14 protein-coding genes are annotated in these 22,849 nt (G+C 63.2%); all 14 read right to left on the bottom strand.

Translation table 11 applies throughout. From position 1 onward, the window contains the following. Positions 1-244: 244 nt before the first annotated feature. Positions 245-370, bottom strand: coding sequence for a hypothetical protein (locus ACVTFQ_RS14815; RefSeq protein WP_289729715.1), 126 nt, complete (start codon positions 368-370; stop codon positions 245-247). A 431-nt stretch (positions 371-801) separates the two neighbouring features. Then, positions 802-1,035, bottom strand: coding sequence for a hypothetical protein (locus ACVTFQ_RS14810; RefSeq protein ID WP_111563431.1), 234 nt, complete (start codon positions 1,033-1,035; stop codon positions 802-804). Between the two features lie 32 nt (positions 1,036-1,067). Further along, a complete protein-coding gene (locus ACVTFQ_RS14805; RefSeq protein ID WP_111563430.1) occupies positions 1,068-1,553 on the bottom strand; it encodes a MaoC family dehydratase in 486 nt (161 codons plus the stop codon). An 89-nt stretch (positions 1,554-1,642) separates the two neighbouring features. Then, positions 1,643-3,598 carry a glycogen debranching protein GlgX gene (gene glgX, locus ACVTFQ_RS14800; protein ID WP_111563429.1) on the bottom strand — a complete coding sequence of 652 codons (1,956 nt, stop codon included), beginning with the start codon at positions 3,596-3,598 and terminating at the stop codon, positions 1,643-1,645. A gap of 523 nt (positions 3,599-4,121) precedes the next feature. Then, positions 4,122-5,753, bottom strand: a complete 1,632-nt coding sequence (locus tag ACVTFQ_RS14795; RefSeq protein ID WP_111563428.1) for an alpha-D-glucose phosphate-specific phosphoglucomutase — start codon at positions 5,751-5,753, stop codon at positions 4,122-4,124. Positions 5,754-5,759: 6 nt separating this feature from the next. After that, positions 5,760-7,202, bottom strand: a complete 1,443-nt coding sequence (glgA, locus tag ACVTFQ_RS14790; protein ID WP_111563427.1) for a glycogen synthase GlgA — start codon at positions 7,200-7,202, stop codon at positions 5,760-5,762. A gap of 3 nt (positions 7,203-7,205) precedes the next feature. Then, on the bottom strand, positions 7,206-8,468 hold the full coding sequence (glgC, locus tag ACVTFQ_RS14785) for a glucose-1-phosphate adenylyltransferase (RefSeq protein WP_018899809.1): 1,263 nt from the start codon (positions 8,466-8,468) through the stop codon (positions 7,206-7,208). A 19-nt stretch (positions 8,469-8,487) separates the two neighbouring features. Then, entirely contained in the window at positions 8,488-10,695 is a 2,208-nt protein-coding gene (gene glgB / locus ACVTFQ_RS14780) for a 1,4-alpha-glucan branching protein GlgB (RefSeq protein WP_111563426.1), read from the bottom strand. Next, positions 10,692-13,154 carry a glycogen/starch/alpha-glucan phosphorylase gene (locus ACVTFQ_RS14775; RefSeq protein ID WP_113178337.1) on the bottom strand — a complete coding sequence of 821 codons (2,463 nt, stop codon included), beginning with the start codon at positions 13,152-13,154 and terminating at the stop codon, positions 10,692-10,694. The genes glgB and ACVTFQ_RS14775 overlap by 4 nt, the downstream gene beginning before the upstream one ends. A 273-nt stretch (positions 13,155-13,427) precedes the next feature. Then, entirely contained in the window at positions 13,428-14,693 is a 1,266-nt protein-coding gene (locus tag ACVTFQ_RS14770; protein WP_111563424.1) for a pilus assembly protein TadG-related protein, read from the bottom strand. 271 nt (positions 14,694-14,964) lie between these two features. Further along, on the bottom strand, positions 14,965-15,954 hold the full coding sequence (locus tag ACVTFQ_RS14765; RefSeq protein WP_313760040.1) for a TadE/TadG family type IV pilus assembly protein: 990 nt from the start codon (positions 15,952-15,954) through the stop codon (positions 14,965-14,967). Between the two features lie 166 nt (positions 15,955-16,120). Then, positions 16,121-16,999 (bottom strand): transglutaminase family protein, encoded by an 879-nt coding sequence (locus ACVTFQ_RS14760; RefSeq protein WP_181459281.1) that lies wholly within the window; start codon positions 16,997-16,999, stop codon positions 16,121-16,123. A gap of 4 nt (positions 17,000-17,003) precedes the next feature. Further along, positions 17,004-19,421: a circularly permuted type 2 ATP-grasp protein gene (locus ACVTFQ_RS14755; RefSeq protein ID WP_111563422.1), complete on the bottom strand. Its 2,418-nt coding sequence runs from the start codon at positions 19,419-19,421 to the stop codon at positions 17,004-17,006. A gap of 13 nt (positions 19,422-19,434) precedes the next feature. Then, positions 19,435-22,755: a transglutaminase family protein gene (locus ACVTFQ_RS14750; protein WP_112950204.1), complete on the bottom strand. Its 3,321-nt coding sequence runs from the start codon at positions 22,753-22,755 to the stop codon at positions 19,435-19,437. Between the last annotated feature and the right edge of the window lie 94 nt (positions 22,756-22,849).

Genomic DNA, 22,849 nt, shown 5'->3' with positions numbered 1-22,849 from the left:
ATCGGGGACGGTGCGAGGGCACCGTCCCCGATTTGCTTGCCCCTTACGCGACGTCTTCCTCGGGCTTGTCCCGAGGATCTAAGCACGTCTCCGAGGGTTCAACGGTCATGGCTCAAGGCTGTGAGGGCTGCGGCCTCAGTCCTCCGTCGCGTCACGGCAATTCACGTCCAGTGCTGATTGAGCCAAGGCAGATGCTCGGCACAAGACCGAGCATGACGTCGCGCGTGGGGTTGCCGTCGCTGGCCTACTCGCCCGGCTGATCGCGATGCTTGCGCCATTCGCGTTCGTGCAGCAGGAAGGCGATGTAGGCGAGGGCCGCGATGATGGCGGGAAGGCCGAATGAGATGAAGAATAAGGCACCAGTATTCATGGTCTGAGCCCTTTCAGCGTTTTTCTCGCCAAGGAATATAATGTCGCTGCGAGCAAACGCCAACCTACGAGATAGCAGGCAGGCCGACAGCTGTAGAGCCGCTGGCCCCTACGCGACGTCCTCCTCGGGCTTGTCCCGAGGATCTAAGCACGTCTCCGCGGGTTCAACGGTCATGGCTCAAGGCTCTGCAGGCTGCGGCCTCAGTCCTCCGTCGCGTCACCGCAATTCACGTCCAGCGCTGATCGAGCCAAGGCAGATGCTCGGCACAAGACCGAGCATGACGTCGCGCGTGAGGTTTCCGTCGCTGGTCTACTCGCCAGGCTGATTGCGTTGCTTGCGCCATTCGCGCTCGTGCCAAAGAACCGCGACATAGGCGAGGATGGCGATAATGGCCGGGAGGCCGAATGATACGAACAATAAGGCACCAGTATTCATGGTCTGAGCCCCTTTAGCGTTCTTCTCGCCAAAGAATGTAATATCGCGGCGAGCAAAAGCCAACCTGCGAAGTAGCTGGCAAGCCACCAGCTGTATATCTGGACAAAGTTGCCGATGCCATAAAGCACGCCGGCGATCGGGGTGACGATGCCGACCGTGAAGCAGGCGGTGGATGCCCGGTCCAGCGCGTTGGCAAGGAGCTTGATCTGTTCATTCTCAACCAAGCTCATCGCCGCCCTCCGCGCGCTATATCTGGCCCCGCCTAGTGGTCCTCCGGCCGATCCTTCGGGTCGAACTGGATGATGGTCGTCCAGCGTGCCGTCAGCGCCGGCTTGCGTTCGTTTTCTATCTCAATGGTGACATCGTAGGTGGTCATCAGCATTCCGCCGCCGCGGAAGCGGGCTTCGGCGAGGATGAAGCGGCCGCGGATGCGGGCGCCGGATTTGACCGGGGCGACGAAGCGGACGGTGTCGAAGCCGTAATTGATGCCCATGGTCTGCTCGCGCACCTTGGGCAGGCAGTTATAGTTCATCGCGGACAGCAGCGAGAGCGTCAGGAAACCATGGGCGATCGTGCCGCCGAAGGGGCTGTCGGCGGCGCGGACCGGATCGACATGGATGAACTGGTGGTCGTGGGTGGCGTCGGCGAAGGCATTGATCATCGTCTGATCGACGACGATCCAGTCCGAAAGGCCGGTTTCCGTGCCGACCAGCCCGCGGACATCAGCGAGCGATATTTCCTTGACCATCAATTCCTCTTGAAAAAAGCTGCTTCGAAAAGACTTACAATGGCTTCGTGACGATTACGATAAGGATATTAATGCAACTTACGGGCGCGTCAATTTCCCAGGAAGAAAGAAACGGATCGGGCCGCTACGCGCGCCTGTGTTTGCGGCGCGGAGCCTTCATCCTGGTCAACCCGGCGCCATGTCGCATCGGCGGGCAGCGAAAACGTCTGTTCGGATTGGGCGCGGTTGAAGAGCACGGCCAGGCTGATTTGTTTGCCGGTGTTTGCGTCGTCGGTTTCAAGGATCATGCCGAGGGTGGCGAAATCAGGCGTCTCCCAATCCGATACGCTCATCTGTTGGCCCAAGGGCGCGATCCAGGTGACGTCGCCGTCGCCCTTGAAGAAGGAGAACTGCGAGAAGACGCTGAAGCGCTTGCGTAGCTTTGAGACGACGGCGGTGTGGGCAATCAGTTCTTCGTCGAGCGAGGCCCAGTCGACCCAGGTGATGGTGTTGTCCTGGCAATAGGCGTTGTTGTTGCCGCGCTGGCTGCGGCCGCCCTCGTCGCCCGCCGTCAGCATCACCGTCCCGCGCGTCGCAAACAGCGTGGAGATGAGCGCTTTCAGGTCGGCGCGGCGCCGCGCGATGATTGCGGGGTCGTCGGTCTCGCCCTCTGTGCCGTTGTTCCAGGAGTGGTTCTCGTTGTGGCCGTCGCGATTGTCCTCACCGTTCGCCTCGTTGTGCTTGCCGGCGTAGGAGACGAGGTCGTGCAGCGTGAAGCCGTCATGGGCGGCGAGGAAGTTGACGCTGCGGGTGGCGGTGGCGTTGTTGCGGGCGAAGATGTCGGAAGAGCCTGACAGTGCCGAGGCCAGCGCGCCGGTCTTGTAGTGGTCGCCGCGCCAGTAGCATCTGAGGTCGTCGCGGGCGCGGTCGTTCCATTCGAGGAAGGGGGCGGGGAAGTTGCCGAGCTGGTAGCCGCCGGGGCCGATGTCCCAGGGTTCGGCGATCATGATGCGGTCGCGCAGAACCTCGTCGTCTAGCATCGCCTTCAGCGTTTCGCCATGTGCCTCGAAGCCTGACGCGGTGCGGCCGATGATCGGCGCGAGGTCGAAGCGGAAACCGTCGATGCCGGCGTTAGCCACGAAATGGCGGAGCGTGTCGACGATCAGCTGGCGGACATAGGGGTGGTCGCAGGCGACCGTGTTGCCGGTGCCGGTGTCGTTGACCAGCGTGCCGGGTTGGCCGGGGACGTGGCGCAGGAGCGCGCGGTTGTCGAGGCCGCGCATGGAAAGCGTCGGGCCGAAGCGGTCGCTCTCGCCGGTGTGGTTGAAGACGAGGTCGAGGATGACGCCGATGCCTTCCTCGTGGAGCTTGGCGACAGTGTCGCGCAGCTCTGTCATACCGCCGGGGGCGAGGCGCGGGTCGAGCGCCATGAAGGCGACGGGGTTGTAGCCCCAGCCGTTGATGAGGCCGAGCGGGGGGAGGTGGCGCTCGTCGATCCAGGCGGTGATCGGCATCAGCTCGATGGCATCGACGCCGATGCGCTTCAGGTGGGCGATGACCGAGGGGTGGGCAAGGGCCGCGATGGTGCCGCGCTCCGCTTCCGGCACATCCGGGTGCCGCATGGTGAAGGGGCGGACCGCGACTTCGTAGATGAAGCCGCCGGGGCGGAAGACGGGGGCTGCGGGCTTGACGGCGATGTCGCGGGTGACGATCGCGCGGGGAACGAGGTGTTGCGTGTCGGCGCCGAATTTCGAGAGCAGCGGGTCGTAGCGGAAGGGACGGTCGAGCTCTGTCGCGTAAGGGTCGACCAGCAGTTTGGCGGGGTCGAACCAGAGGCCGTCGTCGGGGGCGTAGGTGCCTTCGGCGCGGTAGCCGTAGCGGGCGCCGGGGGCGATGCCTTCGACGAAGAGATGGTGAAGGTCGTCTTCGCCTCGTGTCATCGGCAGGCGGTCGGTTTCGCGGCCTGTCTGGTCGAAGAGGCAGAGGTGGAGTTTTGTTGCCTCGCTTGAGCGGACGACGAAGGTGGCGCCTGTGGCGGTGAGGGTTACGCCGGAAGCGAAGGGCATGGGGTGCTAGGTCCTTGTTCCGGGGGGATGTTTGATGTGGTCGACGTGGTGCCGTGTGGCCCCCTCATCCGCCCTACGGGCACCAACCGGGGTCGAGCCACTGGTCTCGCCCCGTCCTTCGGACCCCCGTTGGGGCGAAGTGAAGATGGAGCGAGCGGCCCGCCCCGAGTCTCTTCTCCCCGACGGGGAGAAGGTGGCGGCAGCCGGATGAGGGGGCTGCACGGTAGGAGGCAAGAGGTGGAAGTTAGCAGCTAGGGTTGCGCCGTGGTTTTGGGCAAATAGGGAGGTCGGCATGTGGTGTTACCCCCCTCTGCCCTGCCGGGCATCTCCCCCACAAGGGGGGAGATCGCAAGCGACTAGCGCTCGCCCAGCTTGAAAGGTTGCCTTGGCGGAAACGCTAAGTTCGAGGAAGGATACCGATCGGTGCTTCCAGCCGATCTCCCCCCTTGTGGGGGAGATGCCCGGCAGGGCAGAGGGGGGTAGAGGCATCCGCTGCTCCCGATCGGGCGTTAGAGAGGCTATCTCAGGTAATCACCGAAGGGGCGTCGCGGCCGGTGCGGGACTTGATGTCGGCGATGGTTTCGGCGGCGGCGATGAGGTCGGCCAGCGCTTCTTGGGTCTCGATGTTGTGGCGGCTGGAATCGGGCTCGTAGCGCTCGATGTAGACGCGCAGCGTGGCGCCCGAGGTGCCGGTGCCCGACAGGCGGAAGACCACGCGGGAGCCGCCCTCGAACATGATGCGGATGCCCTGGTGTTCGCTCACCGACTTGTCGACCGGATCGTGATAGGCGAAGTCGTCGGCCTTTTCGACCTTGAGCGGGCCGAAGGTCTTGCCGGGCAGGCTGGAGAGCTGGGCGCGGAGATTATCGACCAGGCCGTTGGCGGCTTCGGTGTCGACGCCTTCATAGTCGTGGCGCGAATAGTAGTTGCGGCCGTAGGTCTGCCAGTGCTGGGTGACGATGTCCTGAACGCTCTCGCCGCGCACGGCCAGGATGTTCAGCCACATCAGGACCGCCCAGAGGCCGTCCTTTTCGCGCACGTGGTTGGAGCCGGTGCCGGCGCTCTCCTCGCCACAGATCGTCGCCATGTTGGCATCGAGCAGGTTGCCGAAGAATTTCCAGCCGGTCGGCGTCTCGTACATGCCGATCCCACGCTTTTCAGCGACGCGGTCGGCGGCACCCGAGGTCGGCATGGAGCGGGCGATGCCGGTGAGGCCGCCGGAATAGCCGGGCGCCAGATTGGCGTTGGCTGCGATGATCGCCAGGCTGTCTGATGGCGTGACGAAGATGCCGCGGCCGATGATGAGGTTGCGGTCGCCGTCGCCGTCGGATGCCGCGCCGAAATCAGGGGCGTCGTCGCCCATCATCTCGTCGTAGAGTTCCTTGCAGTGAACGGGATTCGGGTCCGGATGGTGGCCGCCGAAATCGGGAAGCGGCATGAAGTTGCGGACCGAGCCCGAGGGGGCGCCGAGGCGGTTTTCGAAGATTTCCTTGGCGTAGGGGCCGGTGACGGCGCTCATCGCATCAAACGCGATGCGGAAGCCGAGGCTGATCAGGTTGCGGATGGCGCCGAAGTCGAACAGCTCTTCCATCAGCGCCGTATAGTCCTCGACCGAGTCCAGAACCGAAAGCAGCATGCCGCCGGGCAGTTCGTCCTTGCCGATGCGGTCGAGATTGACGTCGGGGAAGTCGGCGATCTTGTAGGTGTCGATCACCTTCGTGCGCGCATAGATCGCGTCGGTGATCTTTTCCGGCGCCGGGCCGCCATTGCTGATGTTGTACTTGATGCCGAAGTCTTCGGTCGGGCCGCCGGGATTATGGCTGGCGGAAAGAATGATGCCGCCGAAGGCCTTGTACTTGCGGATCACGTGCGAGGCAGCCGGCGTCGAGAGAATGCCGCCCTTGCCGACGATGACCTTGCCGAAGCCATTGGCGGCGGCCATCTTGATCGCCTTCTGAATGACTTCCTTGTTGTAGTAGCGTCCGTCGCCGCCGATGACGAGGGTCTTGCCCTGAAATCCTTCCAGCGAATCGAAAATCGACTGGATGAAGTTTTCCGCGTAGTTCGGCTGCTGGAATACCGGGACCTTCTTACGCAGTCCCGACGTGCCGGGCTTCTGATCCTGATAGGGGGTGGTGGATACGGACTTGTTCATTTTCTGTCACTTGCCTTTCGGGGCGAGGCTTGAATAGAGGGCAGCATAGCGCTCGGCGCTTTTCTCCCACGAAACATCCGATTTCATGCCCTGCTTTTGCAATTGGGTCCAGACCTTTTGATCGGTATAGAGATGTAGCGCACGGCGGATTGCCTGCAACAGACCGGAAGCGGTCACCGGAGAGAATTGTATCCCGGTTGCCACTTTGGCTGCAAGTGCGGCGTGATTGGCATCGATGACGGTATCGGCAAGGCCGCCCGTGTGGGCGACGATCGGCACGCAACCATAGCGCAGGCCATAGAGCTGCGTCAGGCCGCAGGGCTCGAAGCGCGAGGGGATGATGATGGCGTCGGAGCCGGCCTGCATCAGGTGCGACATCGGCTCGTTATAGCCGATCGAAACGCCGATGCGGCCCGGATGGCGGGCGGAGGCGGCGAGCAGCGAGCCCTCGAGCGCCGGATCGCCGGAGCCCAGAATGGCAAGCTTGCCGCCCATGGCGACGATCTCGTCGGCGCAGGCGGCGATCAGGTCCATGCCCTTTTGCCAGGTGAGGCGGCTGATGATGCAGAAGATCGGCGCGTTGTCGTCGTGCAGGCCGAAGAATTCCTGTACGGCGGCGCGGTTGGCGGCGCGGTTCTTCAGCGTCGCGCCGGTGTAATGGGTCTGCAGCACGGCGTCGGTGGCGGGGTCCCAGACCTCGTGGTCGATGCCGTTGACGATGCCATGCAGCGCCTCGATGCGGCTGGCGATGACACCTTCGAGGCCCATGCCGAATTCGGAGGTCAGGATCTCGCCGGCATAGGAGGGGCTGACGGTGGTGATCGCGTGCGCGGTCTTCAGGCCACCCTTCAGGAAGCCGATGTTGCCGTAATATTCCAGCGCTTCCACCGAGAAGGCCTGCGGGGGAAGGCGCAGGCCGGAGAAGATCTCGGCGCTGAACTGACCCTGGAAGGCGATGTTGTGGATGGTGAGGATGCTGGGGAGCTCGGGCGTCGGATAGAAACGCATGTAGACCGGCGTCATCGCCGCCTGCCAGTCATGCGCATGGACGACGTCTGGCTTCCAGCCGGGCATCAGGCCGGCGGCGATCTCGGCGCCGGCAAGCGAGAGGGCGGCAAAGCGGCGCCAGTTGTCGTGGTAGTCCTTGCCGGTTGCGTCCAGATAGGGGCCGCCGGAGCGGTCGTAATAGGCGGGCGCGTCGAGGACGAGGATATCGAGCCCCTCGTGATTGACCTCCAGCACTGTTGCCGGTTCGCCTAAGAGATCGTCGAAGCGCATGCGGACGACCGGGTCGCGGATGACCTTCATCACCGCGGGATAGCCGGGCATCAGCGTCTTGGTTTCGATGCCGAAGCGCTTCAGCGCGATCGGCAGGGCGCCGGCCACATCGGCCAGGCCCCCTGTCTTTATCAATGGGAAGACTTCGGACGAAACCGAAAGAACTTTCATCGCTTACATATCCAGCTTGTCGATCATCGGCTGCGTGATGAGGCAAATCCCGCCTTCGGAACGGCGGAAACGCTTGGCGTCGAGAACCGGGTCGTCGCCGACAACAAGACCTTCCGGAATGACGACGCCGTGGTCGATCACGACATTCGTCAGCTGCGCGTGGCGCCCGATCTTGACGCTCGGGAGCACGACGGCACCCTCGAGCTTCGAGTAGGAGTTGGCGCGCACACCCGTGAAGAGCAGGCTGTTGTTCAGCGTGGCACCGGAGATGATGCAATCGCCGGCAATGACCGAGGAGGTCGCCGAACCGCGGCGGTTTTCGTCGTCGTGGACGAACTTCGCCGGCGGCGAGATCTCGGCATAGGTCCAGATCGGCCAGGACTTGTCGTAGATGTCGAGTTCGGGAACGATCGCGGTCAGGTCGATATTGGCCTGCCAGTAGGCATCGATGGTTCCGACGTCGCGCCAGTACGGCTCGCGTTCGAAATCGGAGCGTACGCAGGAATTGGCGAAGCGGTGGGCGACGGCCTTACCGTTCTTGACGATGTAAGGGATGATGTCCTTGCCGAAGTCGCGGCTGGAATTCGGATCGGCGGCGTCGCGGCGCAGTTCCTCGATCAGGAACTTGGTGCGGAACACGTAGATGCCCATTGAGGCAAAGGCGCTGTCCGGCTTGCCGGGGATGGCCGGCGGATCGGCGGGCTTTTCGACGAAATCGATGATGCGGTCGGTCTCGTCGACATGCACGACGCCGAAGCCCACGGCTTCCATGCGCGGCACTTCGAGGCAGCCGATGGTGACGTCGGCGCCGCTGTCGACATGCTGCTGCAGCATGTACTCGTAGTCCATCTTGTAGACGTGGTCGCCGGCGAGGATGACCATGTATTCGACGCCGTAGTCCTGGATGATGTCGATGTTCTGGTAGACCGCGTCGGCGGTGCCTTCATACCACTGCGTCTCAGAGACGCGCTGGGAGGCCGGCAGGATGTCGAAGCTCTCGTTACGCTCGGGGCGGAAGAAGTTCCAGCCGCGCTGCATGTGGCGGATCAGCGAGTGCGCCTTGTATTGGGTGGCGACGCCGATGCGGCGGATACCGGAGTTCAGCGCGTTGGACAGCGCGAAATCGATGATGCGCGACTTGCCGCCGAAATAGACCGCGGGCTTGGCGCGTCGGTCGGTGAGTTCCTTCAGGCGGCTCCCCCGGCCGCCGGCGAGAACATAGGCCATTGCATCGCGGGCAAGTGGCTGAATGCGTTTTTCTACCATTGTCTTCCTCCCACCAGTCTCAAGTCTCAGGTTCAAGCATGATAACCGCCAAAGGCGGCAAGGTCAGTGATGCAACGACGGTGCCGCCGGCGTTGACCGCCTGGACACGACCGCCATTGCCTTTGCCGCTGCCGCCATAGATGTCGGCATCGGTATTCAGGATTTCGCGCCAGCGGCCTTCGGTGGGCAGCCTGACGGCGTAGTTCTCACGGTAAACAGGCGTCATGTTGCAGATGACGGCGACCGGCTTTTCACCCGGCGACTTGCGCAGCCAGGCGAAGACCGAGTTCTCGTGGTCGTCGGCAACCAGCCATTCGAAGCCTTCGCCCTCGCAGTCGCGGGCGTGCAGGGCCGGCTTGCTGCGGTAGGTGAAGTTGAGGTCGCGCACCAGGCGGCGCATGCCCTCGTGCATGCGGTACTGAAGCAGGTTCCAGTCGAGCGAGCCGGCTTCGTTCCATTCGCTCCACTGGGCGAATTCCTGGCCCATGAAGAGAAGCTTCTTGCCGGGATAGCCCCACATCAGCGCGTAATAGGCGCGCAGATTGGCGAACTTCTGCCAGTCGTCGCCGGGCATCTTGGCGATCAGCGAGCCCTTGCCGTGCACCACTTCGTCGTGGGACAGCGGCAGCACGAAGTTTTCCGAGTAGGCGTAGAGCAGGCCGAAGGTGAGCTCGTTGTGGTGATGCTTGCGATGCACCGGCTCGCGGCTCATGTAGCTCAGCGTGTCGTGCATGAAGCCCATGTTCCACTTGAAGCCGAAGCCGAGGCCGCCTTCATGCACCGGCTGCGATACCTTGGGCCATGACGTCGATTCCTCGGCGATGGTCATGACGCCGGGGTGTTCGGCGTAGATGCGGGTGTTCATGTTCTGCAGGAAGCGGACGGCCTCAAGGTTTTCGTTGCCGCCATATTCGTTGGGGATCCACTCGCCGTGCTTGCGGGAGTAATCGAGGTAGAGCATCGAGGCGACGGCATCGACGCGCAGGCCGTCGAGATGGAACTTCTCGGACCAATAGAGCGCGTTGTTGACCAGATAGGACACGACCTCGGTGCGGCCGAAATTGTAGATCGCCGTGTTCCAATCCGGGTGGAAACCCTTGCGCGGATCCTCGTGCTCGTAGAGCGCCGTGCCGTCGAACCAGCCGAGGCCATGTTCGTCGGTCGGGAAATGCGCCGGCACCCAGTCGAGGATGACGCCGATGCCGACCTTGTGGGCGCCGTTGACGAAGCGGGCGAAACCCTCCGGCTCGCCGAAGCGGGCGGTGGGGGCATAGAGGCCCGTCGTCTGGTAGCCCCAGGACGGATCATAGGGGTGCTCGGTGATGGGAAGGAACTCGATATGGGTGAAGCCCATGTCGACGCAGTAGGGGATCAGCCGCGCGGCGAGCTCGTCCCAGGAGAGGAACGTGCCATCGTCGCGGCGCTGCCAGGAGCCGGCATGGACCTCGTAGATCGAGATCGGCTGGCGGCGCTTGTCGATCTCGCTCCAATGCTTGAGGTGGGCTTCGTCCTCCCACTCCTGCAACAGCTCAGGCGTGGTCACCGAGGCGTTCTTCGGGCGCAGTTCGCTGCGGCGCGCGAAGGGGTCCGCCTTCAGGGGCAAGAGCACGCCGTCCTGGCCGCGAATCTCGAACTTGTAGGCGACGCCTGTGGGCACATCGGGGGCAAAGATTTCCCAGATGCCGGCGCCTGATCGAAGGCGCATGACGTGGCGGCGGCCATCCCAATTGTTGAAATCGCCGACGACGGAGACGCGCTGCGCGTTCGGCGCCCAGACGGCGAAGTGGATTCCTTGAGCGCCTTCGTGCTTGATCCAGTGCGCGCCCATCTTGTCGAAGAGGCGGAGATCCGAGCCTTCTCGGGCGTAGTAATCGTCCATCGGTCCCAGAACGGGGCCGAAGCTGTAGGGGTCGGTGACGGCCCATTCGGCATCGCCGCGGCGGGCGCGATAGCGCACCGGCACCTGCTTGTTGACCGAGATGGTGCCGGCGAAGAAGCCATCGGGATGCTGGAGCGACAGATCGCCGATCGCGGTGCCGTCGAGCGACATCGCGGTGACCTCTTCGGCGCCGGGAATGAAGCATCGGGCAACGTAAACGCTGCCCGATTTGTGGACGCCCAGAACGGCAAACGGATTGGAATGCGCGCCGGCAAGGATCGCCGCTATTTCATCTGCCGAAATTTCCCATGGACGCTTGTCTTCGGGGGTCGCCTTCGGCGTTTTCATCCGGCTCTCCAGATTTCCTTGGCATACTGCCGGATCGTGCGGTCCGACGAGAACCAGCCCATGCGGGCGGTGTTGCGGATGGTCTTTTCGCTCCAGGCGGACTTGTCGTTCCAGAGTTCGTCGACTTCGCGCTGGGCCTGGGCGTAGGCATCGAAATCGGCGGCGACCATGAACCAGTCGTGCGAATAGATGCCCTCGATCAGCTCGGAATAGCGGTTGCGGTCATCCGGCGAGAAGACGCCGGAGCTGATGGCCGAGAGCGCCTGCGCCAGCTCATGCGAGCCTTCGATGATGGCGCGCGGGTTGTGGCCGTCGGTGCGCAGGTTGGCGACTTCATCGGCGCGCAGGCCGAAGATCTTGATGTTGTCCTCGCCGACATTGTCGCGCATTTCGACATTGGCGCCATCGAGCGTGCCGATGGTGAGCGCGCCGTTCAGGCCGAACTTCATGTTGCCGGTGCCCGACGCTTCCATGCCGGCGGTCGAAATCTGCTCGGAAAGGTCGGCGGCCGGGACCATGACCTCGGCGAGCGAGACGTTGTAGTTCGGCACGAAGACGACCTTGAGCAGCCCACGTACGGCCGGGTCGTTGTTGATGGTGCGGGCGACGTCGTTGATCAGCTTGATGATCAGCTTGGCGTTGTGATAGCTCGGCGCCGCCTTGCCGGCGAAGAGTTTTACGCGCGGTACCCAGTCCAGCTCGGGACGCGAGCGGATCTGGTCGTAGAGCGCGACGGCCTCGATGACGTTCAGGAGTTGGCGCTTGTATTCGTGGATGCGCTTGATCTGGATGTCGAACATTGCCGACGGATCGATCTTCACGCCCATGCGCGATGCAACCAGATTGGCGAGCGCCACCTTGTTGTTGCGCTTGACGGCCGCGAACTTCTCCTGGAAGGCGCTATCGGTGGCGAACTTGTCGAGCGCGCGCAGCTTTTCGGCGTCGTCGAGGAAATCGTCGCCGATCGCCTCGCGGATCAGGCCCGTCAGACCCGGATTGCACTGCTGCAGCCAGCGGCGCGGGGTAATGCCGTTGGTCTTGTTGTTGATGCGGTCGGGATAGAGCTTGTGCAGGTCGGCGAAGACGGTGACCTCCATGAGATCGGTGTGCAGCGCCGAGACGCCGTTGATCGAATGCGAGCCGACGAAGGCGAGGTTGCCCATGCGCACCCGGCGGCTGCCGCCTTCCTCGATCAGCGAGATCGAGCGGATCTCGGTGTCGGAGAAGTTCTTGGTCTTGCGGGCCTCGAGCAGAACCTTGGCGTTGATCGCGTAGATGATCTGCATGTGGCGCGGCAGGAGACGCTCGAACAACGGAACCGGCCAGCTTTCCAGCGCTTCGGGCAGAAGCGTGTGGTTAGTGTAGGCGATGGTGCCGCGGGTGATGTCCCAGGCCTGGTCGAACTCCAGCCCGTGCACGTCGCAGAGCAGGCGCATCAGTTCGGCGATGGAGACGGCCGGGTGAGTGTCGTTCAGCTGGATCGCCACCTTGTCGGGCAGCGAGGTGAAATCGTCATACTGCTGCAGATGGCGGCGCAGGATGTCCTGCAGCGAGGCGGACGAGAAGAAGAATTCCTGGCGCAGGCGCAGCTCCTGGCCGGCGGGCGTGGCGTCGGCCGGGTAGAGAACGCGGGTCAGGCTTTCGGCTTTGTTGCTCTCGCGCAGCGCGCCTATATGGTCGCCGGCGTTGAAGGCATCGAGCAGGATCGGGTCGATCGGCTGGGCCGACCAGAGGCGCAGCGTGTTGACGCGCTTGCCGCGCCAGCCGACGACGGGCGTATCGAATGCGGCGGCGATGACGCGCTCGGCCGGCTTCCAGACATAGCGCGCTTCGCCATCGGCGCCATTGGCGACATCGACCGAGCCGCCGAAGCCGATTTCATAGGCGCTCTCGCGGCGTTCGAATTCCCAGGGGTTGCCGTGGGCGAGCCAGCTTTCCGGCAGCTCGACCTGCCAGCCATCGGCCATCTGCTGGCGGAACAGGCCGTGGACATAGCGGATGCCGTAGCCATAGGCGGGCACGTCGACGGTGGCCATGCTCTCCATGAAACAGGCGGCGAGACGGCCGAGACCGCCATTGCCGAGCGCTGCGTCCGGCTCGAGGCCTGCGATGACTGACACATCGACGCCGAGCGAAGCGAGCGCGTCACGGACCTCTTCCATCAGGCCGAGGTTGGACACGGCATCGCGCATCAGGCGGCCGATGAGGAATTCGAGAGATAGATAATAAACGCGCTTGGCGCCGGTGGCGTAGACCTTGCGGGTCGATTCCATCCACTTGTCGATGATGCGGTCGCGGATGACGAGGATCGTCGCGGTCAGCCAGTCATGCGGCTTGGCGACCTTGGCATCCTTGCCGATGCGGTAGGTCAGACGCTCGATGATTTCTTCTGCGAGAATTTCCGGCTTGGAACTGCGCGGTGCGGGAGAGGGGATGGTGGGCTTCGAAACGGGGGTCATCGTCAGGGCTCGCCAATTCTGTTTTGGTTTCAGTAGGTTATACGTACTTCAATCGATTTACTCACGCACTAGCGATGCAGTTTATGCACCGTTACTACGCACTTGCAACAAGGGAAAACCAGCAAACGGAAAAATTGACGCGGGGCACCCGTGGACGACGGAAAGAACTTGATTTTTATCGGCTTTCTGATTTTGATAGACCGGATTGCACAACAACGAAAAGCCGCTCCGGTTTGTTCCGGAACGGCTTTTTTGTTTTGTGGGATGGGGCGATCAGTTGATCAGGCGCGTGGTCTGGTTGGCGGCCTTGGCGCCGATCTTCTTGAAGGCGGCCAGGAGGTCGGCCATGCTTTCGGCCTGGAAGTAATGCGAGGCGTCGGTCGCGCAATATTTCAGCAGGGCCTGGCCGGTTGTCGGCGCCATGAAGGCGACGGTGTAGATCTCGATGCTCTTGGCCTTGGCGTCATCGCAGGTCTTCTTGGTGTTCGTGTCGTATGAACGGCCGCCCCACTTGTCGTTGTTGTTGTCGCCATCGGTCATGAAGACGATGTATTTCTTCGGCAGCTGTTTCGTCTTCGCCATGTGCGTTGCGTCTTCGTTGTCGTTGCCGGCCGCGTTCTTGGCCGTTAGCGATGTGAAGGCGACATTGACGGCGCCGCTCGAGTTGGTGCCCCCGTCGGCTTCAAGCGCGTCGACGTAGTCTTTTGCGGCGGCTGTGCCCCAGGCAAGCTTGCTTTCCGCATAGGTATTGATGTCATAGGACACCGCGCCCGTGCGGGCATAGATGTGTGATGGATCGGCGGTGTTCAGCTGCCCCATCAAGCTGGCAACGGCAAGCTTGAGCGCTTCGATCTTCGAGTAGTAGTTTGTTTCCGTTTTCGTGCCGGTGGCTTGTCGTGTTCCCGTGCAGGTTTTCGGCCTCCTTTGGGTGCCACACTCATAGGTATATGTTTCGGTGTATGTATATTGAGTGGTCTTGGTCGACTGCTCGGCATTCACCGTCGATGTCGCGTAGTCCATCGAGCCGGACTTATCCAGCGCGAGGAACATCGAGACGGAGCCTTGCGTCTCGGAATAGCCGCCGGCCGTCTGGCTCGATACCCCGATCTTCGTTGTCTTGAAACCCGCGACCTGGGCTAGGCCGCTGAACTGCATCGTGTAGTTCGACGAAATGCTGACGCTGTAGCTGGTCGCGGCGCCCGAGGTCGACTTCGTCGCCGTGGCGGTCGTGGCGTCCTTCAGCTCTGTGGTGTCGGAAAGATAGTTCGCCATCTGGCCGGCGATGAAATCCTTGGCGAAGGCGGCAGCCCCTGAGGTATCGATCTTGCCGTCGGCCAGCGCCGAGGCCGTGGCGAGCGCGGCGGAATCGGCCGCTTCCTGCAATTGCCGCTTCGACATGGCCGCACTGGCTACATCGACAGCGAGGCTTCCCGCGCCGAACAGGACCGGGATAACGAACGCCGTCGTGATCGCGAAATTTCCGTCCCGATCTGATATCAGCCGCGAAATGCCATTCATCATAAATAGTAAGGTGTTCATCATGCTCACCCGAATAGTTGCTTTTAAGAATGTGGCAGTGATGCGCCCAACATGTTGAGGTTGTTTTTACGGGGTTGCTTCAATTTTAACGAAATGTTGCTTTCCAACACGAATTCGGGCGGGGGATGATTTTCCGCCAAATTGCGTCCGGCGCTGTTGCTTTCATGCATCATCATTGCGTCGCGCGACGTGGCCGTCCCCGACGTTTCACGACAACAAAAAGCCGCCCCGGATTGGTTCGGGGCGGCTTTTTCGAGCGATGAAATCGATGTTACTGCGTCAGGCGAACGTAGTTGCTGTCGGTAGCAGTACAATCCGACGAGATGGTGTAGAAGATGTCCTGACGATCCCAACCACCGCCGTCTTCCCAAGCGTGACTTTGCGGCTTCGCGCAACCGAAGTATTTTTCCAGCGGGAAGTTGATGCCCTGGGGCATCTGCTTACCGTCGACAAACAGGTAGTTGCTGGTGTCCGGATTGTCGGTTCTGAGTGTGTTGTTGTAGGAGAAGTAGCCGGAGTATTGGCTCTTGTTCTTATCCTTGGGATCGATAACGTTGCAGGTGACGTCTTTCTTGCTGTTGACCGTCGCATAGGCGCCGAGCGGGCAGCCGTCGGTCTTGATGTCCATCTTCAGAACCAGCTTGGTATACTTGCCGAGATCGATTGCTCCAGAGGGGCTCATGACCTTCGTACCCTGGCCGCTATTAGTCTGCGTTGTCGGTTGATAGGTATAAGTGCCGAGTACGACCTCAGCGGTCGTGTCCGGGCGCACGACGATGATCGAGACGACCTTGTACCAGAAGCCTTGCGCATTGGTCGGTGTCAGCGTGATTTTTTGCGGCTTCATCGGTGCGATTGCTGCTGCGTCGGCACTGATCGGGATCGAGTTGTAATTGGCGATCTTCATCAGCGAGGTATCGACCGCTGCGGTCAAGGCAACCTTGAACGTCCGTCCGTCGGCGGTCATGCTCGACTTGACATTGCTCGGCATCTGCGCGGAGTAGCCCTTCAGGAAGGCCTGGGCCGTGGTGGTGGCTGCGGCAAGATTGGTGCCGTCGAAGATCTTGCCGCCTTCGAGCGCGGTCGCGTCGGCAATTTCCTGCAGATTTGTCCTTTGCGTTGACGCGTTGGAAAAATCGATCGCAGCGCCGCCCGCCAGAAGCAGCGGGGTGGCAATCAACGCCGTCACCATGGCGAAGTTGCCGCCACGGTCGTTCGAGAAGCGGGAGATAGTGGTCTTCAGCAGGGACAAGGCGCGCATCATGTTCACCGAGATGGTTTTCCAAAGTATGCGACTATCCTTGGACCATCTTCATTTAGGTCAGCTTTATGAGTCTGATCTAATTTTAGCGATTTGTCGCTTTCTCGTGCGCTTTCGTTCGATGTCGGCCTCCGGCCCTGCTTCACAGGCCCTACTTCACCGGCCCCTACTTCACAGGAATGACATCCACCGCCTGAACCGCCCGCTGGCCGCCATAGCTTTTCAGCACGCCGATGACGGGAGCGACGTCGGAGTAGTCGCGGCCGTAGCCGACGACGATGTGGTCGGTGCCGGCGGGGATGTTGTTGGTTGGGTCGAGTTCCACCCAGCCGGTCGTCTCGCCGCACCAGACGCGCACCCAGGCATGCATGGCGTCGGCGCCTTCGAGACGCTCCTTGCCCGGCGGCGGGATGGTGCGCAGGAAACCGGAAACATAGCCCGCGGGAATGCCGAGGCTGCGCAGCGCCTGGATCATCACATGGCTGAAATCCTGGCAGACGCCGCGTTTCAGCCGGAAGGCCTCGATCGGCGTCGTGTCGACGTTGGTCGCCTCGGCGTCGTATGTGAAGTCCTTGTGGATCGCGGCGCAGAGAGCTGTCGCGATCTCCAGCACGGTCAGCCGGGGCTGGACGACGCTCTGTGCGTAGTCCGAAATTATGGGCGTTTCGATCAGGCGCGGGCTGTTGCCGAGGAAATGATGCGGGGAGCCCGGTTTCAGCGACCAGACGCCTGCGATCTCCTCCGGCAGATCGGCGAGCACGGGCGAGAAATCGGCCGTGATCGAGTGGCTCTCGACCTGAACGCGGGCGTGCATGCGGATATCGAGCTTCTCGTGCGGCGCGCGGACCATGAAGGAGGTCGCGGGGTGCTCGAAGAAATCGGTGAAATTGGATTGCTCGTCCGGCGTCGGCGAGACCTTGATGGAGCCCGCGATCAGCCGTTGGCGATCGGGCAGAGACAGAGGTAGCAGGCGCATGATGTGGCGGGCGCCGGAGGCCGGCCAATCGTAGCTATAGCCCATGTGCAGCGACAGATCGTAGAGCACGTAATCACCCCAGATAGGTTTGCGCGAGGAGATCGGAGAGGTTCTCGAGCTCGCGTTCGAGGCTGCGATAGACATCGTCCGTCATCGTCTCGGGCGTCATGACGGCGAGGCCGGAGCGCAGGCGCATGGATTCGCGGTAGAAGGGCGACATCTGGCCGTTGTTCAGCGCGTTCGGCAGCTGCTCGACCTCGCGCAGGATCTCGTTCATCTGGAAGAGGATCGAGCGCGGGTTGAGCCCGTCGAGCGCAAGCAGGTCGGTGACGGTCAGCCGCGCGGTGTTGACGTTGTAGCGGCGGCGGTGGGTCATGACGCTGTCGCCGATCTCGAGCAGCATGTCGAGCGCGCCATCGGGCGCCTCGGGGCCGGCCATGTGGCCGAGCAGGCGGGTCATGTGCAGCGCGCGCTCGATATGGCGGCCGAGCGACAGGAAGCGCCAGCCGGTAAAGCGGTACATGTTTTCATGCACAAGACCGGCGAAGCCCGCGAGCTTGCGCAACAGGATCGTCATCGCATGGCTGGCGTCGTCGCCCGGCGACACTGTCGCGTGGAAGCGGCGGGCGGTCTTGGCGAGATCGGTCAGCGCCAGCCAACCATCCGGCGAGAAGCGGTCGCGGATGTTGCTCGCCGAATAGACGGCGCTGTCGATGTTGCGCAGCAGCGTGTCGGGCACCGCGTCCTCGGTGTCGATATCGACGGCGGCGAGATAGGCGCTGACATCGGCCAGCAGCGGCTGGCTCGGATCGGCCGCCTCGGCGAAGCGGGCGTGCCAGGCGCGCAGGATGCGCAGCGCCCCTTCGGCGCGCTCGATATAGCGGCCGAGCCAGAAGAGATTGTCGGCGGCGCGGCTGGGCAGGCTGCCCGGCATGTTGCGGGTGAAGCTCGCCTCCGTCGGCAGCAGCGTGTGGCGCTCGACGGGCTTGTCACTGACGATCCAGACGTCGGCGGCCGCACCACCCGACTGCATGGCGATCGCCGCCACGTCGTCGCCGGCGCCGATGCGCGCGAAGCCGCCGGGCATGATCTGCCAGCCGTTCTTTGTGCGGGCGGCGAAGACGCGCAGCGACATCGGCCGCGGCACCAGCTTGCCGTTCACCCAGCTTGGCGTGGTCGACAGCGTCACGGCTTCCTGGCCGACGAGTTTGGGGCCGTCGGTGTTCAGCCAGTCGCCGATGGAATCGCGGGCGGTGGCGCGCAGGGCCGAGCCGAGCACGGATTCACCGTTGTCGTCGAAGAAGGGGGCGCGCGAATAGGCCGGGCCGATGACCATCTTCTCGATATTCTGGGCGACATGGTCGCGTTCGCTCTTCTGGCCGCACCACCAGGTGGCGATCGACGGCATCTTCAGCTCCTGGCCAAAGAGGCGGCGGCAGATGGTGGGCATGAAGGCGAGCAGCGCGCGGGTCTCGATGATGCCGCTTCCGAGCGCATTGACGATGGTGACGCTTTCGGCGCGCAGCGCTTCCACGAGGCCCGGCGTGCCGATGTGCGAGGTCTGGTTGAGCTCAAGCGGATCGGCATAGGCGGAATCGAGGCGGCGCCAGAGCACGGTGATCGGCTTCAGGCCGGAGACGGTACGCACCATCACCTTGCCGTTGACAACAGTCAGGTCCTCGCCCTCGAGCAGCATGAAACCGAGATAGCGGGCGATATAGGCGTGCTCGTAATAGGTTTCGTTGGCGGGGCCGGGGGTGAGCACGGCGATGCGGTCGTCGCCGCTGTGCTTCATGCCCTGCAGCGCATCGCGGAAGGCGCCGAAGAAGGAGGCGAGCCGGTGCACCGGGGTTTCGGCGTAGATATCGGAGAAGGCGCGGGTGGTCGCCACCCGGTTTTCCAACGCGAAGCCGGCGCCTGATGGGGCCTGGGTGCGGTCGGCCAGAACCCACCAGTTGCCATCGGGGCCGCGGCCGACCTCGAAGGCGCAGAAATGCAGATAGTGGCCGCCGGCCGGCTTGACGCCGACGAGCGGGCGCTGGAACTCCGGATTGGAGGCGATCAGCGCCGGCGGCAGCACGCCATCCTCGACCAGCCTGTTGTCGCCATAGATATCGGCGACGATCGCTTCGAGCAGATCGGCGCGCTGGACGAGACCTTCCGACAGGCTCTCCCATTCGCGCTCGTCGATCAGAACGGGGATGGGCGAGAGCGGCCAGGAGCGCTCGGCGCTGCCGGTGCTGCCATAGGCGCGATAGAAGACGCCGGCATCGCGGAGATAGCGGTCGGCGCGGGCGAAGCGTTCGGTCAGGTCCTTTTCCGGCATACCGCTCAGATGCGCCATGAAGCGCTGCCAGACCGGGCGGATCGCGCCGTTCTGGTCGACCATCTCGTCGGCGACGCCAGGCGGCGGGCGATAGCCGAGCACCGCCTCGTTGCCGATGCGCTCGCTCTTGCCCTGCCGCAGCTCTCTTGCCGGTTTCTTGCCCATGAACCCCTAAAGTCTAAATGCCTGCCGGTCGTCTCAGATCCAGCGTCAGCGGGAACTCCGGCGATCCGGTCTCGATCGCGGGGATATAGCCGCCCGATGTATGCCCCCATGGCTCGAATCGCGCCAGACGCCTAGCTTCGGCTTCGTTACCATTGACCGGGAAGGTGTCATAGTTACGCCCACCCGGATGGGCAACATGATAGATGCAGCCGCCGATCGAACGCTTCGACCATGTATCATAAATGTCGAAGGTAAGGGGCGTGTTGACCGGCAGTAGCGGGTGCAATCCCGACGCCGGCTGCCATGCCTTGAAGCGGACGCCGGCGACCGAGACGCCGGCGGTGCCGGTCGGTGTCAGCGGCACGGTGCGGCCGTTGCAGGTCACGGTGTAGCGGGACGAATTGCTGGTCTCGAGCCTGACCTGCAGGCGCTCGACGGAGCTGTCGACATAGCGCACGGTGCCGCCGATCGCGCCTTCCTCGCCCATGACGTTCCAGGGCTCCAGCGCCTGGCGCAGCTCCAGCTTCGAGCCCTCGTATTCGACTTCGCCGCAGAAGGGGAAGCGGAATTCGAGCTGCGCCTTGAACCATTCGGGGCTGAGATCGAAGCCGTTCTGTTTCAGGTCGGCCAGCACGTCCTGGAAATCCTGCCAGACGAAGTGCGGCAGCATGAAGCGGTCGTGCAGCGTGGTGCCCCAGCGCACGAAGCGGCCATCGGCCGGGTTCTGCCAGAAGCGGGCGATGAGGGCGCGGACCAGAAGCTGCTGGGCGAGCGACATGCGCGCATTCGGCGGCATTTCGAAGCCACGGAACTCGACGAGGCCGAGGCGGCCGGTCGGGCCGTCGGGCGAAAACAGCTTGTCGATACAGATCTCGGCGCGGTGGGTGTTGCCGGTGACGTCGATCAGGAGGTTGCGGAACAGGCGGTCGGTGATCCAGGGCAACGGGGTTGCGCCCCTTCCGGGCGCGGGGATCTGCGCGAGTGCTGTTTCCAGTTCGTAGAGGCTGTCGTGGCGGGCCTCGTCGATGCGCGGTGCCTGGCTGGTCGGGCCGATGAACATGCCTGAGAACATGTAGGAGAGCGAGGGATGGCGCTGCCAGTGCAGCACCAGGCTCTTCAACAGATCGGGACGGCGGAGAAACGGGCTGTCGCCCGGATTGGCGCCGCCGACCACCACATGGTTGCCGCCGCCGGTGCCGGTGTGGCGGCCGTCGATCATGAACTTGTCGGCGCCGAGCCGCGACTGGCGGGCCTCCTCGTAGACGACGCTGGTGGTCGCCACGCAGTCCTGCCAGTTGGAGGCGGGGTGGATGTTGACCTCGATGACGCCGGGGTCGGGGGCGACGCGGATGACGTTGATGCGCTCGTCCTGCGGTGGCGAGTAACCCTCGATATGGACGGGCAGGCCGAGCTCGGCGGCGGCGTTTTCGGCGGCCGCGATCAGCTCGAGATAATCCTCGATGCGCTCGACCGGCGGCATGAAGACGCAAAGCCGGCCGTCGCGCGGTTCCACCGAGATCGCGGTGCGCACGGCGCCGCCGATCTCGCCCAGCGTCTGCTCGACGCGGCTCTGGCCTGCCTCTTCGCTATGACGCGAGGCTTCCGGCATGGCGCGGCCCGAGGGGACGAAGACATCGGGCAGCGGCGTGCGGGGGATCGAGGGGTCGGCCGGGTGGATATAGGGGAAGCGCGCGGGGGGCACGTAGGGCAGGGTGCCGAGCGGCAGGCGGTAACCCACGGGGCTGTCGCCGGGCACCAGGAAGATCTTGCCGCGGCGCGTCTTCCACCGCTCGCTCATCCAGCGCTGGCCGGATGCCTGGGCGTTCCAGGCCTGGACGGGGAGGATGTAGCCCGTCGGCGTCGTCAGGCCGCGCTCGAAGACGCGGGCGATGCGGTTGCGCTCTTCCGGGTCCTTCAGCTTGGAATTCAAGGGATCGACATTATCGGGCAGGCTGCCTTCCTTGAGGATCCATTCGGCCGGGTCCTCATAGGCCGGCAGCACCATGTCGGTGTCGATCGCCAGTTCGCGGGCGATGGCGCCGAGCAGGTTGGCGGCGTCATCGGCCGCGACACCGGTGTCCTTGCCTTCGCCGGCGATGAGTTCGGGGTTGCGCCAGATCGGCTTGCCGTCCTTGCGCCAATAGAGCGAGAAGGTCCAGCGCGGCAGGCTTTCGCCGGGATACCACTTGCCCTGGCCATAATGCAGGAAGCCGCCGGGGGCGAAGCGCTCGCGCAGCTTGCGGATCAGGATATCGGCCTTTTCGCGCTTGGTCGGGCCGACGGCCTCGGTGTTCCATTCGGCGGATTCAAAATCGTCGATCGAGACGAAGGTCGGCTCGCCACCCATGGTGAGCCTGATATCTTCGGCCTGCAGGATGCTGTCGACCTTGGCGCCCAGCGCGTTGAGTTCGTCCCAGCTGTCGTCGGAGAAAGGCTTGGTGATGCGCGGATGTTCGGCCACGCGCGTGACCTTCATGTCGAAGGCGAATTCGGTGTTGGCGTGGCCGTAGAGCGCGCCGGAGATCGGGGCGGCGTTGCTATAGTGCGGTGTGGCGGCAAGGGGGATGTGGCTTTCGCCGGTCAGGAGACCCGAGGTCGGGTCGAGGCCGATCCAGCCGGCGCCGGGGATATAGACTTCCGCCCAGGCATGCAGATCGGTGAAATCGACCTCGGTGCCGGATGGGCCGTCGAGCGCCTTCAGATCGGGCGTCAGCTGGATGAGATAGCCGGAAACGAAGCGGGCGGCGAAGCCGAGATTGCGAAGGATTTCGACCAGGAGCCAGCTACTGTCGCGACAGGAGCCGAGCGCCAGCTTCAGCGTCTCCTCCGGCGACTGCACGCCGGGCTCCATGCGGATGACATATTCCACGTCGTTCTTGAGACGCGCATTGAGGCCGACGATGAAATCGGTGGTGCGCATCGGCGTGCGGTCGATGCCGGCGAGATAGCCTGCCAGCGCCGGCTCCACCGGCTGCGGCTGCATGTAGATCTTCAGGTCGTCCCTGATCTCCTCGGGATAGGAGAAGGGCCACATCTCGGCGCTCTCCTCGATGAAGAAATCAAAGGGGTTGTAAACCGTCATGTCGGCGACGAGGTCGACCTCGATCTTGAACTCGGTCACCGGGTCGGGGAAGACGTAGCGGGCCAGATAATTGCCATAGGGATCCTGCTGCAGGTTCACGAAATGGTTCGCCGGCGAGACCTTCAGCGAATGGCTGATCACCCGCGTCTTGGAATGCGACGCGGGCTTGAGGCGGATGATCTGGGGCCCGAGGCGGACCGGCTTGTCGTATTTGTAATGCGTCAGGTGATAGATGCTGGCTTTGATCGACATGGACTGCCTTATCCGCGGCCGTATCGTTGTACGGCATTTGCTGTTCCCGGGTGCAGTGTGTGCAATGCAGCGAGAGAATGCAAGGCGGAAGGGG

This window comes from Rhizobium sp. O111 (genome assembly GCF_055616315.1).
The sequence above is the reverse complement of the archived record's forward strand: the minus strand, read 5'-3'. Positions and strand labels throughout refer to the sequence as shown.